Raw genomic sequence first — 14,573 nt, 5'->3', positions numbered from 1 at the left:
TTCGCTGCCCCGAGGCTATAATAAGACGCTCCCATTCACCGAGCCGCGAGGAAAAGATTCCGATGAAATGCGCCGCTGTTGCGATTGTTCTGGCGTCAGTCCTGGTTGCAGGCTGTGGCGGCGACGAGCCGACGCCCGCGTCTCGCGGCCCGGTGAACAAAACCAATTTCGATGCGATACACGAGGGGATGGCGCAGATCCAGGTCGTTCAAATGCTGGGACGCTGGACGGCGGCCGCTCCCTCGGTGGTCAAAATCAATGGGGCCGACATGGCCGTCAAGCACTGCCAATGGAAGCGCGACACGGTCGAGATTGATGTAAACTTCGCGGACGACAAGGTTGTCTCGAAGTCAGAGCAGGGGCTTTAGGGAGAGCCACGACATGTCTCGAAGGCCGCGCTGTTCGTTTCGGGCTGCGCCCGTTCCAGGGTCTCGGAAACAACTCCTTGTGGGGGCCGTCGCGCTGCTGCTGGCCACGTCGATCCATGAGCCGGCACGAGCCGCCGACCCCGTACGCTCTTCGGCGGCGACGGACGTCCTCGCGCAAAAGGGTCTATCACGACTCAAACCTTGGACGACGTCGATCCCTTGGGTATTCGCCGACGAGGCCAAGATCCACGAAACTCTTGATGGTTTTCGAACAGCCGAAGCGGCCGATCATGCGGCGGCAAAGCGGGTGAAGGAGGAAGCCGCCGCCACCGCGAGGGACCGCGACGTGCTGTCCAAGGCCGAGAAGCGCTACCAGGAGTTGACCGCCTATAAGGCCAAGCCCGACACGGTTCCGAGGCCAATGCGCGCCCGATTCCGCTCCGCCGAGCAGATGCTTGCGGCAATCAACAACGACTTGGACACACAGGCGGACACGATCAATCGTCTTCGGCCGCGGCTGACCGGCGGGAAGGCCGGCGGAATTCCCGCCTCGCTCAAGAAGGCCATTGCCGACTGGATGGAGTCGCGGAATAACCTGATACTTGCCGATCTCGCCGCCGAGCCCGATTTCAACAATTTGGCCAAGCGCTATCAAGAATTGGGCGACGACTCAGACGTTGCAGCGGCATTGAAATCGCTTGGCAAGAACCATCGGCTTGGCTCGAAGGACTTCGAGCAGGACAAGAAGGCGATGGCCGCCGCGGCGGCGATCATCCAGTCGGGCGAAGTGCCTATGTATCGCGAAGGGCTTTACGACTATGTTGGAGCGATCTTGAACGAGACGGCGCCGATCGTGCTGCGGATCGATTCGGTCGATGCCCAATCGGCCAACTGGGCGCCCGCCGAATTGCTGACGAAGGCCGGGATCTCCGTCGAAGACTCCGCACCCAAGGTGACGCTCACGCTCAACGGCAAGCGGACAATTCAGTGCCGGCAAGTGATGGTTCCGCAATTGCGACTCGGCAAACATGTGCTCACGAACCTGCCATTCCTGGCGATGCCGGACGGCGCGAAGGACCTTGGCGCGCAGTTGATCGTAAAGGAATTCAAGGATTACGACATGACGCCCGACCTCGAGAAATGGATCTTCACACTCATCAAGAAAGAGGAGCCGAAGGCCAGCGGCGAATGAACCTGCTAACATCGCCAATCTCGAAACGTTGGGTTGCGCTGGCTCTCTCGTGCGCGTGCCTTCTCGGTTGCGGTCGCGATGAGCCGCCGAAGCAGTCAACCGGCAACGCTCATTCACAGGGCGAGCAGAACGATTCTCGGCCGGTTCTCACGGCTGAAATGGTGGCGGCGAACAATCGGGGCGTGGCCCTGATGGGGCAGTTCGATTATCAAGCGGCCTATGAAATCTTCCGGAAATTGGCTGACGAGCAGCCGAATTGGCAGGACGGGCAAATCAATCTGGCTATTGCCCAACTCAATCTCAACCGCCCGCAGAGCGACGATCTCGACCAGTCGCTCAAGCTGCTCCGCGGCGTGCTCGCTCGCGATCCGAGCAATCTGCGGGCCAACTACTGCGTGGGGATTCTGCTCTACAACGGTTCGGCGACGGCCGAGGCGCGCCAACATTTCGAGCTGGTCGCGAAAGCGGATCCGAGCGACGGCTACGCGGCCTATTACACCGGCCGCTGCCTGTTCGACGGCGAAAAGTTTGCTGAATCGCTCGAATGGTATCGCCGCGCGATCAAGGCCGACCCCTATCTGCAGAGCGCTTATTACGGGTGCTTTCAAACATTGCAGCGGCTCGGCCGCGGCGACGAGGCCAAGCCAATGCTGGCGGATTTCGAAAAGCTGGCCAAGAATCCACAGGCCAGAAAGGCCGACATCAAATACACGCGGATGGGGCCGAAAGCCGAGGCGATCACAGTCAATCTCAAGCCGCGCGAGCCGGCCAATCCGCCGGCGGGGCCATTGTTCGCCGATGCCGCGCCTCTGAAACTGACTAACACGATGGATGGAGAAATTGCTTGGACCGCTGCCGATCCGAAACACCCCACCCCCAGCGTCACGATCTGCGACATCGACGGCGATGGCCGGCCGGACATCTTCATCGCCGGAGCGCTTGTTCAAGGGAGCAAGCGATTGAATGCTGTGCTCCTCCAGCGCGACCAGGGGTTTCTGCTCGACACCAAACATCCACTGGCCAAAGTGAACGATGTGAATGCCGTTCTCTGGGGAGATTACGACAACGACGGCCTGACCGACGTTTATTTCTGCCGCCGTGGCGGTAATCAACTTTGGCGGCAAGTCGCGAAAGGAAAGTGGGAGGATGTCACCGCGAAGACGCACACAGCCGGCAACGGCGCGACGACCGTCGACGGCGCCATGTTCGACGCCGATCACGACGGCGATCTTGACCTCTTCCTGATCAATTCCGACGGGCCGAACGAACTGTTGATCAACAACATGGACGGCACGTTCCGCCCGATCGCCAAGGAGCACGACATCGCGGGCGACGGGCGGCCGTCGCGCGGATTGGTCGTCGGCCCGTTCACGGGAAATCGGGTCGCCGATTTGCTCGTGATTCACGACCAGCCGCCGCAGGAAGTTTATCGCAATGATCGGCTATGGGCGTATCACAAGCCGGACGGCTTCGATGAGTTACTGAAAACAGATTTCTCTGCCGCGGCGATGGCCGATCCTGATGCGGTCGGTCAACTCGAACTCATCACGGCCGGCCCGGATGGATTGACTCGCTGGCGTGCAAGCGACAAGGGTTTGTGGCAGCCACAACGGATCGCCGCATTGCCGCCGCGTAGCGGAATTAGCCAGAGTTCCGACTCGTCAGCAGACCGCGGGCTGAATTCTGGCGAATCCAGCTACGGGAGGTTTCCGCGGCTCGCCGTTGCGGATTTGATCGGCGGCGGAACGCTTTCCGCCATCGTGAACGACCCCGACGGTTGGCGCTGCGTCAGCCTCACCGGCGATGATGCGGTGCTCTGTCAGGCGAAGGAGCCGGCCCTGGCTTGCTGGTCGCTCTTTGCGCAAGATGCCAAAGCCGGGCCGGCCGTCGTCGGTTTCGCGTGGGGAAAGGGACCCGTGATCTGGAAGCCGGGGCCGGGGCGATATAACTTCCTTGCGCTCGATTTCAGCGGCCGGCACGACAAGAACACCCAGATGAAGTCGAACGCATCTGGAATCGGCGTGATGGCGGCCGTCCGCGTCGATTCGCGATGGACGGCTGTGGACACTTACCGCAATCAGTCCGGGCCAGGACAGAGCTTGCAGCCGGTGGCGGTCGGTCTCGGCGGCGCGCCGGCGGCGGATTTCGTCAGCATCACCTGGCCCGACGGCGTGCTCGAGACTGACATCGATCTGGCCTCCGGCAAGCTGCACCATTTGGTGGAGCAGAACCGGATGCCGACGAGTTGCCCGCTGCTGTTCGTATGGAACGGCCGCAAGTTCGAGTTCGTCACGGATTGCTTAGGAGTCGGTGGACTGGGATACGCGATCGGGCCGAACCAGTATGCGCCGGTGCGTCCGCGGGAGAACATTTTAATCCCGCCCGGGCTCGTGCAACCGCTCGATGGCCGGTTGCAGCTCAAGCTCGCCGAGCCGATGGAAGAGATGACATATCTCGATTCGGCGGCATTGGTGACTTACGACCTGCCGTCCGGCTGGCGAATGACGCTCGACGAACGAGCGGCCGTGAACGGCCCCGAACCGACCGGCGAGCCCCGCTTCTATCGCGACGAAATGCTGCCCGAGCGCGCGATCAACGATCGCGGAGATGATGTGACTGAGGCAATTCGTGCGGCCGATCTTAAGGCAGCGCCCCCTGGCCGCTCCGATCCGCGATTCATCGGCCGCAATGAGGAGCATTCGGTCACGCTCACGTTCCCGAGGGCAATCGACTCGCACGCCGGCGCGCCGCTTCTTGTTGCCAACGGATGGATCGAGTATCCGTACTCGCAAACGATGTTTGCTGCCTGGCAGGCCGGTGCCGACTATCGTGCCCCGTCGATCGAAGCCCGCGATGCAAACGGCGATTGGCACATGGTGCTCCACGAGTTCGGCTATCCGGCCGGAATGCCGCGCGAAATGTCGCTGCCGCTTGGCGGCTTGCCGAAGGGCTGCCGAGAAATCCGCTTGCGAACAAACGAGGAAATCTATTGGGACCGGCTGGCGGTCGCGTGGTCCGAAGCTTGTCCGGAGGCGCATCGGCTGCCGCTCGATTTGGAAACAGCACAACTGCATTACGCCGGCTATCCCGAGCGGACAATCGGTCCGCAGCGGCAGACGACGTTCGACTACGACCGCCGGAGACCGATTGCTGATGCCCGCTATCTCACCGGCTTCTACACTCGTTATGGCGACGTGAAGGAATTGGTGAGCGAAACCGACGACGCCGTGGCGACGATCGGCCCCGGCGAGGAGCTGTACCTGGAATTCGCCGCGCCGCGAAGCGAACCGCGGCCGGGCTGGACGCGGCGGTTCGTGCTTGAAACCCACGGTTGGTGCAAAGACACCGACCTCTACACCAAGGATGGCGACACGGTCGAACCGCTCCCACACCGCGACAACTCCTCCGCCGAATCGCTTCGCCGCAGCGACGAACTCCACAAGCGCTACAACACGCGTTTCGAGGCCGGCAGATAGACTGACTTCTGATAGCCCGTGTAGGTTTCCGTCCGAAGATGAGTCGGCATGTTGTGGCCGCGGCGGTCGCGGCGCGCGGCGCGGAGCGTCGCCAGATCGATCGGGCCGACGACGATCCGGTCGCCGGGCCCCGGCTCCGCTTGTGCGAGAATCCGCCCGTCGAAATCGACGATCATGCTCCCGCCCGGCCAACTGAAGGGCGGATAGTTCTCGTATCGCGCACCCTGGTTGGCCGCCACGACGAACGCCAGATTCTCCAGCGCCCGCACGCGATTGACGATCGTCCACCAATCCATCGGCGCGGCCGCGCCCCAGGGGTCCATGTAGGCCGACACCCGCACGAGCACCTCCGCCCCGCCGAGCGCGAGCTGTCGGATCGCCTCCGGAAAGAGCCAGTCGTAGCAGATCGCGGCGCCGATCCGCCCGATTTCCGTCTCGGCGACCGGATACATCGGCTCGTCGTAGTCTGGCAGATCGTGCGGGCTGGTATGCACTTCCCATGGAATCCACGGATGCACCTTGCGATATTTGGCCAGTATGCCGTCGGGACCGATCAAGCAAGTCGTGTTGAAAACATGCCCCGGCCAGCGCGAGTCGGACTCCAGAAACGTGCCGGTCTGAATGAAGATGCCGCGCTGCCGGGCCTTGCCGCGATACATGTCGGTGAAGTCGTTGGGGATCGGCAGCGCCAAGCGATCGTGCAGCTCGGCGACAGTCTCATAAATCGGCGCGGCATGCGCGAATTCCGGAAACACGACCAACCGCACCGGGAAGAACGGCTCATATCCCAGCACCGCATGATCGAGCATCTCGATCATCCGCCGCACGCGCGGCGGAATCTCATCTCGCGATTTGGGGTTCGGCAGGTCGATCTGACAGGCCGCGGCGTAGAATCGGTCGCACGAGTTCATAGCTATCGGTCCAATCGCAACGAACAAATGGGGGTCCCAGCCGGTTCTGCGTTTACCACGAAGTGCACGAAGGACACCAAGACAGCTTGTTGAACAGGAGCAAACGGTCGTCGACCCTGAGGCTCAGACCCGAAGGGAGAGAACGGAGACTCTAAACCGCGGATCCGACTCTCCGTTCCCCCCGTTTGCTCCTGTTCTAACTTCCTCTTCGTGTCCTTCGTGGTTTCATCTTCGTCGTCCATGGCCCGGCTGTCGAGATGCGCTCAACCCAATGCGTGCATCCGAACTGTTCTAACCGCGAAACCGGCATTCCGGTATATTGTCGGAATGGAGCGTGCTTTACGCAGCCCGTGCAACAATTTTGATCGAGGCCGCCAGTTGGGACCAACGTTCAGAATCCAGGTTTTCCGCAAGCAGCGATTGGCGTTTGCCGGCGAGGTAGAGGGGCCCGTCGAGATGGGACGTCAGCAGCGTCCGGAGGAGCCGCTGTTCGTCGAGCAGCCCGCGCCGGCGGGGCGGCGGATCGCGATCGCGCGGCTCGACGAAAGCACGATTTCGCGGGCCCATCTGCGGCTCGAGCTGCTCGCCGCCGATCGATTTCGGGCAACCAATCTGAGCTCCCGAAATGTGATCGTGGTCGACGACGGGCAGACGCTCGGCCCGGCCAAGAGCGGCGAGTTTCAGATGCCGGCCCTGCTGACGATCGCCGATGCCGGCGTTCGCGTCGAGCCGGCGATCGCCGCGGAGCCTGAGTTCGAGATGCTGGCGCGCCCCACGCTCTTGCCGAGCCGCAGCTCGTCGCGATCGGTGGGACCAACTCCCTTCCATCGCATCGATGGCGCGGCCGAAGGACTTGCGATGCGCGGGCTTTTGGGCGAACCCGCAGCCGCGCCCCGCACCATCCTGCCGCTCCCCACGCAAACCCCCGAATCGGTCATTGTTTGGCTGCAAACCGTGATCGACGTGCTGCAAAGCGCGGCCAGCTCGACCGATTTCTTCGACCGCGCGGCGGCGGCGGTGGTGGAACTGGTCGGGCTCGATTCGGGCTGCGTCTTGCAGGCAGACGGCGAGCATTGGCGAGTGACGTCACAGTGCGTCGGCCCGCGGCTGCCCGGCGCGGCGAATGAACTGCGGCCCAGCGCACGGATCCTGGCCCGGATGAAGCAAGAGAAACGGACGTTCTGGCATGCGCCGTCGACGTCCGGCCCGCTGCCGAACGTGCAAAGTCTGGCGGACGTTCAGGCGGTGGTCGTCGCCCCGATCCTCGATCCGAGCGGCGGTGTGATCGGCGCGCTCTATGGCGATCGGCGGCTCGGCCGCGCTGCCGAGGCGGCGGCGTCGATCAGTAAGCTCGAAGCGATGATCGTCGAAACGCTGGCCTGCGGAGTTGCGGCCGGGCTATCGCGCTTGGATCAGGAGCAGAAGGCGCTCTCGGCCCGAGTGCAGTTCGAGCAGTTCTTCACGCCCGAGTTGGCCCATCAACTCACAGTCGAGCCGGACTTGCTGAAAGGGCGCGACGCCGAGGTGACGTTGCTGTTCTGCGATATCCGCGGCTTCAGCCGGATCAGCGACCGCCTCGGCCCCACGGCCACCGTCGAGTGGATCGGCGACGTGCTGGGGGCGCTCTCGGATTGCGTCATTGGGCACCGCGGCGTGCTCGTCGATTACATGGGAGATGAATTGATGGCGATGTGGGGCGCGCCGCTGCTCCAGCCGGAGCACGCCCAGCTCGCTTGCCGCGCGGCGCTCGAAATGTGGCAGGCGCTGCCCGAATTGAATGAGCGCTGGGAATCGAAGATCGGCGAGCGGTTTGGCGTGGGGATCGGCATCAATACTGGCGTGGCGCGGGTCGGCAACACCGGCTCGCATCGCAAGTTCAAATACGGCCCGCTCGGCTCGACCGTGAATGTGGCCAGCCGCGTCCAAGGAGCGACGAAGTATTTGAAATCGGGGGTGATCGTCACGGCAGCGACGCAGAGCCGCCTGGGCAGCGATTTCTGCACGCGCCGACTCTGCAATGTGCGCGTGGTCAACATTGCCGAACCGATTGAACTTTACGAGCTGAGGGCCGACTCCGACCCCGGCTGGAGGGCGATCTGCAAGCAATACGAGCAAGCCCTCCGCCAATTCGAAGGCCAGGACTTTCAGGCGGCAGCGGCCACGCTGGGGCGGCTCGTTACCGAGCATTCCGACGATGGTCCCGCGCTCGTGCTTCTTTCACGAACCGTCAACCTGTTGGTCGATCCCGACGTAGAATTCGACAAGGCCTGGGAGTTGCCGGGCAAGTGACAACTGAACGCCAGAGAACATAAACGGGTGCCATGCCCACGGCTCGGCGTGGGCATGAGCCGCTTCGGGGCATGGCCACTCGGAGCAGTGGCCATGGCACCCGCCAATTCAAATGAAGCTCTCATAGAGGGCGGGAAAATTGACGTATGCCAAAATCCAGCGACGACCGGAACCTTCTATTCGGCATCTTGGCATTGCAAATGGACTTCATCAACCGCGAGCAGCTCGTCGCGGCAATGAATGCCTGGGTGCTGACTAAAGAAAAGCCGCTGGGCCAGATTCTCGGCGACCAGCAAGCGTTGAGCGCCGAACGGCGGATGCTGCTCGAGGCGCTCGTCGGCGAGCACCTCAAGCTGCACGGCAACGATCCGGAAAAGAGCCTCGCCGCGGTTAGCTCGGCCGGCGCGGTCAGAGGCGATTTGCAGAAGATCAACGATCCCGGATTGCAAGCCAGCCTGATGCGGATGCCGACGGCCGCGGCCCCCGATCCGTATGTAACGGTGGCCCAGACCGTCGGCGCCGCCACCTCGAGCGGTTCGCGGTTTCGCATCGTGCGGCCTTACGCCCGCGGCGGCTTGGGAGAGGTGTTCGTCGCGCAGGACGAAGAGTTGCACCGCGAAGTCGTCGTCAAGCAGATTCAGATGCGGCATGCCGACGAGCAGGACAGCCGAATCCGTTTCGTTCAAGAAGCCGAGATCACCGGCGGATTGGAGCATCCGGGGATCGTGCCAGTCTACGGGCTAGGATCGTACGCCGACGGCCGGCCATACTACGCGATGCGGTTCATTCGGGGCGACAGCCTCAAGGACGCCATCGAGCGCTTTCATTCCATGGCGGCGAAGAAGCGCAGCGCCGCCGATCGGAGCCTGGAGCTGCGCGGGCTGCTCGGGCGATTCATCGACGTTTGCGACGCGATCGAGTATGCCCACAGCCGCGGCGTTCTGCATCGCGACCTCAAGCCGGGCAACATCATGCTCGGCAAATACGGCGAAACCCTGGTGGTCGATTGGGGCTTGGCCAAGGCCGTCGATCGGCCCGAGCTGGTTTCCACGCTCGGCGAATCGGCGCTCAAACCTTCGAGGGCGAGCGGATCGGCGCCGACGCAGATCGGCTCCGCCGTCGGCACGCCGCAGTTCATGAGCCCCGAACAAGCCTCGGGCCGGCTGGACCAGCTCGGCGCGGCGAGCGACGTCTATAGTCTCGGGGCAACGCTTTATTCGCTGTTGACGGGCAAGGCGGCCTTCGAGGATACCGACCTGGGGTTGGTGCTCCGCAAAGTGGAACGCGGCGAGTTTCCCAGGCCGAGCGAGATCAACAAGGAAACCCCGCCGCCGCTGGAAGCGATCTGTTTGAAGGCCATGTCGCTGGCCAATGCCGATCGCTATGCAACGCCGCGGGCCTTGGCCGACGAACTCGAGCACTGGCTGGCGGACGAGCCGGTTGTTGCTTATCGCGAGCCGGCGGGCGAGCGGCTTGCTCGCTGGACGCGGCGGAATCGAGCCTGGGCACAGTCGATCGCCGCGGCGGTGCTGCTGGTGGCCGTCGTGGCGGTGATCGCGAGTTTGCTGATCGCCCGCTCGTGGCGCGAGGACGCAGCGGCGCGGATCGAGGCGGACCGGGGTTTCCGCGAAGCTCGAGACGCGGTGAACGACTATTTCACGCAAGTTAGCGAAAACAAGCTGCTCAACGTGCCCGGTTTGCAGCCGCTCCGCAAGGATTTGCTCGAATCGGCTCTGCGGTATTACGAAGAGTTTCTTAAGGAGCATGCCGGCGATCCGACGCTTCACAGCGATGTGGCGCTCACGTGGTATCGCGTTGGGAGAATCGAAGAGGAGATCGACAAGAACGCGGATGCGGCGGGCGATCTTGAAAAGGCCGAGGTAATTCAAGAAGAAATCGCCAAGCGTTCGTCCGATCCCGCGGCGAAGGCGGCTTTGGCCGACACTTACAATGCGCTCGGCGATTTGGCGCAGCAGACGGTAAAGCTTGATGACGCCCGGCGGTGGTTTCAGCAAGCCCGAGATTTGCGCACGCAACTCGTCGATGCGAATCCGGCGGACGCTCAATTGCGCCGCAAATTGGCCAATTCGAATAACAATCTGGCGGTGATCGATGGGCGGCTCGGCAACGCGATCCAGGCCAAGCAAGAATATGCGCTTGCAAACGACGAGCGGCAAAAGCTAGTCGCCGAGCATCCAGTCGAGACGCTGTTCCGGCGCGATTTAGCGCAAGGGCGATACGACCTCGGCGTGCTGCTCATGGGCTATGAGAAGGAGCTGCCAACCTCGCTCGATTTGCTGCGCCAGGCAGCGGTTGATTTCGAAAAACTGTCACAAGAGGATCAGCGGAATATCAAAATCCGTGGCGACTTGGCGGCGACCTACCGGGTGGCCGGTGACGTTGAGGCCAGGATGGGAAAATCGGCCGCTGCGATGGCCGACTACGAAAAGGCGCGGCAAGTCGCCGAGCCGCTGGCCCGCGGCAACCCGCTGCTTTCTCAATTGCAATTCAATGTGGCTGCGATCTACATACACGTCGGCGAATTGAAACTTCGTACGTCGGACTGGGCCGAGGCCCTCAACCAATTCAATCGAAGCCGTGGCATTCTGGAGCAGTTGGCCGTCGATGATCCGAGCGTCGCGCTCTACCGGGCCGAGTTGGCGCGCTGCTTGGGAAAGATCGCCGCGATTCAGCAGAAGACTGGCCGCCTTGCCGACGCCCAATCGACTCTGGATGCCGTCCGTGCGGATTGGCAGCGGCTCGTGGACGAATCGCCGGAAACCCTCGACTATCAAAGCTTGCTTGGGACAGTGCAGGACGAATTGGCCGCTTCGCTCTGGCACGCCGGCAAGAAACAGGAGGCGCTCGCCCTGGCGAGCGACGCCACTGCGCATCTGCGAGCGGCATTTGACAAATCGCCGAACAACGCCGACTATCGAATCGCTCTGAGCAACAACTACGAGGATCTGGCCACATTCAAGCGCAATTCGGGCAAACTGCTCGAAGCTGCGGCGCTTTCTCAAGAGCGCCGCAAGCTCTGGCCGAGAAACCCTACTAAACTCTACGACGTAGCCGGCGAACTGGCCCTCGCCGCGACGGCCGGCGGCAGCGGCTCGAGCCAGCCGGCGGCAAACCCATCGAGCGACCAACGAGCGATCGAGCAGCAAGCCATCGAAGTGCTCCAGGAAGCCGTTGCCGCGGGGTTCAACAAATTCGACGCAATGAAGGCCGATTCTCGCTTTCAGATCCTTGCCCAACAGCCAGCCTTCAAACAGTTGCTGGAACAGGGCGCGTCGACGGCGTCAAAGTGATGGCCCTGCGCTGGGGGCCATGCCCACGGTCGTCGGCGCATTCGTCGCCGTTGCCGCGGCTTTGGCTCATGCCGGAAAGTCTCTACAACCGATATAAATGATTGGTCCGGAGTAACTAGCCGACAGGCTAGAGCGGCAGCCGACAAGTCTCCTCCCGTGTGATGGCATTTCCGCGAATGAGCCGTTCCAAAGCACGTTGCGTGCGCGTCTATTGCCCACGGTTTCACGCTGACGGCCGCGGTCTCGGCGCTCGGCGGTCTGTTGTCACTGCGCTGCTAGCGTCAGCGATTGCAGCTTTCGCCGCCAGCGCGGTGGCCGAGACGATTCCGACGCCGCCGCCCCCATTGCCGGCGGCACCAACGCCGGCGCCTCCGATCGCGCCAGCACTGCCGAGTCAGCCGGGTCAGCCGACGAACCCGACCGCTCCGCTGGCGCCGCCGACTACCTCGCCATCGGACCAATCTCAACTCGCATCCGCAGATTTGCTTAATTCCGAATCGGCGTCCTACACCGACGCCCCCTACATGATCGGCGATTTCTTCGCCGGTAACGGGCAGATCGTCTTCCTGCCAAAAGTCACGTCCGGAAAGCCGGTTCCGCGAGTCGTCGGGCAGCTTCCAGCGGCGGGCGGCACCGAACGGGCGAAGATTTCCGACGACAACAGCGTGTTTCCCGAGGACCGTGTCTTTTTTCTCTACAACTATTTCGACAACGCCATCCTCGTCCCCGCGCCCTCGCCGCATGTGCTCGACATCAATCGCTATACACCGGGCTTCGAAAAGACATTTTTTGATCGCAATGCGTCGATCGAGCTGCGGATCCCATTCGCCAACACGCAGAACTCGGATGTCTATCTGGCGGGGGGCAAGGACGAGGACGTCGAGTTCGGGAATCTCGAAGCGACGCTGAAGTTCTTGATCTGGCGAGATTCCACCTGGGCCTTCGCCACCGGCGTGGGCTTCAATATGCCGACCGCCGCCGACACGAAAGTGTTTCCGGTCGCCGCAGCACAACCGCTCGCCCCGACGCAACCGCTCTTCACGATCGAGAACGACGCGTTCCACGTTCAGCCATATTTCGGCGCCCTCTGGACGCCCGACGATCGCTGGTTCGTGCAAGCCTTCGCGCAGTTCGATCTCGACGCCAACGGCAATCACGTCAATCAACTCAACGTCGGCGACGTGGGAGTGCTTTACGATCAGGACCTGTTCCAGGTCGATATCCAGGCCGGCTTCTGGTGGTATCGCAATCCACAGGCTCGCTACTTGACGGGCGTCGCGCCGACGATCGAGTATCACTACACGACCACGATTCAAGACGCCAGCATCGTCGCGGCCGGGACTCGCAGCGGGGAATACTTCTTCGGCAACACGGCCAATCGGCTCGATATCCAGAACCTGACGGTTGGCCTGGAACTGTTCATCGGCCCGCGCAGCACGCTCAACATCGCCGGCGTGCTGCCGCTCAATCGCCCCAACTCCGCCGACCGGCAATTCGATCAGGAGATCTTCGTTCAGTTCAATCGGTTCTTCTGATCGCGCGTGACAAATCCGGCGGGGACTGTCCCCCTTTTGCGCAGTCCGTGCAGCAAGACGGGGACTGTCCCCTTCGTTCAGTCGGATTTCTTAGGCACTCTGAATGTCAGTTCTCGCGAAAGAGCATCGGCGCGACCAGATACAGGTCGTTCTTCCAAACTGGCCATTCGTGCTTGCCGGAATCGACGTGGTAGATGTGCGGCACCTTCTTCTCGTCGAGATAGGCGTGCAAGGCCTTGACCCCAGCGCCCGCGCCGCTGTCCTGATCGCCGACCGAGAGCCAAAACAGGCGAAGCTGCTTGCCGACTGCATCGGGATCGGGAATCAAGGTATCGAGCATTCCACCGCGGCCGGCACCGCCGGAAAAAGCCCCGATCCAAGCGAACTCGTCGAGGTGCTTGAGCCCGATCCGCAATGATTGGCCGGCCCCCATCGATAGCCCCGCCAGCGCCCGATGCTCGCGATCGGCCCGCACTGAGTAATGCGATTCGACGAATGGAATAATGTCCTTTAGCAGGTCGTCTTCAAAGGCGGCCGTTCGGCTTCCCCGCTCCGGCGCTGCCGCCGAGGTTCCCGGCTTTTGGGCGAAGCCATTGGGCATCACGACCATCATCGGCAGCAGCTTTTTCTCGGCATAGAGGTTGTCGAGGATCGCATCGGCCGAGCCCTTGATCTGCCAGCCCGTCTCGTCATCCCCCGAGCCGTGCAGCAGATAGAGGACCGGATACTTCGCGTCGTTCGAGTATCCCGGCGGCGTGTAAATCACCATCTTCCTCTTCGCGCCGACCGCCTTCGAATCGTACTCGACCGATTCGATTTTTCCGTGTTCGATGTTTTCGCGCCGCGAATCAAAGCCTTTTGGGGCCGGGGCGAGCGCCGGCGGTTCGTCGGCCCACGAAGACACAAAGGGAAAAAGAATGATCGCAACAACGAGAGCGAATCGTCGATCGAAGTATGGTCGTTTCATGGAAACCTCGATGCAGGTGAGGAATTGCGGTCCGAAAATGAAACCCCGCAAACGCCCGGTCGTATCGGCCGAACGACAAGACCGTGGCCGACGCTGCGAGCGTCGGCTCGGATTGACGACTACTCAGTTCAACTCCACCGCGCCGCTTCCTGAAGGTTGGGACGCCGCTCTTCCCCGGCCTGAAAGGCCGAAGGAGCCCAGCCCAGGGCGACACGGGGGAGCCGTGGAACCCTGGGTTACGATGTAATCACACCCGCAAAGCCCTGAAAGAGCGACAGAGCTTTGATCGCGGAGGTTTTCCCCTGACCGCGCCGGTTTTCGCCGACGCTGAGTCGCCCGACGCTCCGTCGCCCCTTCAGGGCTTGCGGTTTGAATCGCGGCGCTACCCAGCGGCTGTGTTTTTTGTCAAGGTTATTTTTAAGCATGATTGGAGTTCCAGGTAGAGTTTGTTTTGACCATGGTATTGAGGATGACAAGGAGTTTTCGCATGCAGGCGGTGATGGCTTTTTTGAAAGGTTTTCCGG

The 14,573-nt window shown here is 62.2% G+C and carries 9 protein-coding genes; 6 read left to right on the top strand and 3 right to left on the bottom strand.

What is annotated here, in order from left to right:
• Positions 1 to 62: 62 nt before the first annotated feature.
• From VGY55_14920 to VGY55_14910, 3 genes are read left to right on the top strand one after another with little or no spacing between them, the layout of a single operon-like run.
• Positions 63 to 368 (top strand): hypothetical protein, encoded by a 306-nt coding sequence (locus tag VGY55_14920; protein HEV2971265.1) that lies wholly within the window; start codon positions 63 to 65, stop codon positions 366 to 368.
• A 13-nt stretch (positions 369 to 381) separates the two neighbouring features.
• Positions 382 to 1,560, top strand: coding sequence for a retropepsin-like aspartic protease (locus VGY55_14915; protein ID HEV2971264.1), 1,179 nt, complete (start codon positions 382 to 384; stop codon positions 1,558 to 1,560).
• Positions 1,557 to 5,036, top strand: a complete 3,480-nt coding sequence (locus VGY55_14910; protein HEV2971263.1) for an FG-GAP-like repeat-containing protein — start codon at positions 1,557 to 1,559, stop codon at positions 5,034 to 5,036. The genes VGY55_14915 and VGY55_14910 overlap by 4 nt, the downstream gene beginning before the upstream one ends.
• On the opposite strand, the gene VGY55_14905 is transcribed toward VGY55_14910, so the two are convergent.
• On the bottom strand, positions 5,006 to 5,947 hold the full coding sequence (locus tag VGY55_14905; protein HEV2971262.1) for a nitrilase-related carbon-nitrogen hydrolase: 942 nt from the start codon (positions 5,945 to 5,947) through the stop codon (positions 5,006 to 5,008). The two genes, VGY55_14910 and VGY55_14905, sit on opposite strands and share 31 nt — an antisense overlap.
• 378 nt (positions 5,948 to 6,325) lie before the next feature.
• On the opposite strand from VGY55_14905, the gene VGY55_14900 reads away from it, so the two are divergent.
• The 3 genes from VGY55_14900 to VGY55_14890 all read left to right on the top strand — a co-directional run bounded on the left by VGY55_14900 (position 6,326) and on the right by VGY55_14890 (position 13,082).
• Positions 6,326 to 8,236 carry an adenylate/guanylate cyclase domain-containing protein gene (locus VGY55_14900; protein ID HEV2971261.1) on the top strand — a complete coding sequence of 637 codons (1,911 nt, stop codon included), beginning with the start codon at positions 6,326 to 6,328 and terminating at the stop codon, positions 8,234 to 8,236.
• 146 nt (positions 8,237 to 8,382) lie between these two features.
• Positions 8,383 to 11,547: a protein kinase gene (locus VGY55_14895; protein HEV2971260.1), complete on the top strand. Its 3,165-nt coding sequence runs from the start codon at positions 8,383 to 8,385 to the stop codon at positions 11,545 to 11,547.
• A gap of 176 nt (positions 11,548 to 11,723) precedes the next feature.
• The gene (locus tag VGY55_14890) at positions 11,724 to 13,082 is read left to right on the top strand and encodes a hypothetical protein (GenBank protein HEV2971259.1); all 1,359 of its coding nucleotides are present in this window, start codon (positions 11,724 to 11,726) and stop codon (positions 13,080 to 13,082) included.
• A 106-nt stretch (positions 13,083 to 13,188) separates the two neighbouring features.
• On the opposite strand, the gene VGY55_14885 is transcribed toward VGY55_14890, so the two are convergent.
• Positions 13,189 to 14,049 (bottom strand): alpha/beta hydrolase-fold protein, encoded by an 861-nt coding sequence (locus VGY55_14885; GenBank protein ID HEV2971258.1) that lies wholly within the window; start codon positions 14,047 to 14,049, stop codon positions 13,189 to 13,191.
• 236 nt (positions 14,050 to 14,285) lie between these two features.
• Positions 14,286 to 14,474 (bottom strand): hypothetical protein, encoded by a 189-nt coding sequence (locus tag VGY55_14880; protein ID HEV2971257.1) that lies wholly within the window; start codon positions 14,472 to 14,474, stop codon positions 14,286 to 14,288.
• Positions 14,475 to 14,573 lie beyond the last annotated feature (99 nt).

It is taken from the genome of Pirellulales bacterium (genome assembly GCA_035939775.1).
Taxonomy (GTDB): Bacteria; Planctomycetota; Planctomycetia; order Pirellulales; family DATAWG01; genus DASZFO01.
The sequence above is the reverse complement of the archived record's forward strand: the minus strand, read 5'-3'. Positions and strand labels throughout refer to the sequence as shown.

Excerpts from the sequence above, each read along its gene's own strand:
- VGY55_14920 (HEV2971265.1), top strand. The coding sequence starts at position 63 with ATGAAATGCGCCGCTGTTGCGATTGTTCTGGCGTCAGTCCTGGTTGCA.
- VGY55_14915 (HEV2971264.1), top strand. The coding sequence starts at position 382 with ATGTCTCGAAGGCCGCGCTGTTCGTTTCGGGCTGCGCCCGTTCCAGGG.
- VGY55_14910 (HEV2971263.1), top strand. The coding sequence starts at position 1,557 with ATGAACCTGCTAACATCGCCAATCTCGAAACGTTGGGTTGCGCTGGCT.
- VGY55_14905 (HEV2971262.1), bottom strand. The coding sequence starts at position 5,947 with ATGAACTCGTGCGACCGATTCTACGCCGCGGCCTGTCAGATCGACCTG.
- VGY55_14895 (HEV2971260.1), top strand. The coding sequence starts at position 8,383 with ATGCCAAAATCCAGCGACGACCGGAACCTTCTATTCGGCATCTTGGCA.
- VGY55_14890 (HEV2971259.1), top strand. The coding sequence starts at position 11,724 with ATGAGCCGTTCCAAAGCACGTTGCGTGCGCGTCTATTGCCCACGGTTT.
- VGY55_14885 (HEV2971258.1), bottom strand. The coding sequence starts at position 14,049 with ATGAAACGACCATACTTCGATCGACGATTCGCTCTCGTTGTTGCGATC.
- VGY55_14880 (HEV2971257.1), bottom strand. The coding sequence starts at position 14,474 with ATGCTTAAAAATAACCTTGACAAAAAACACAGCCGCTGGGTAGCGCCG.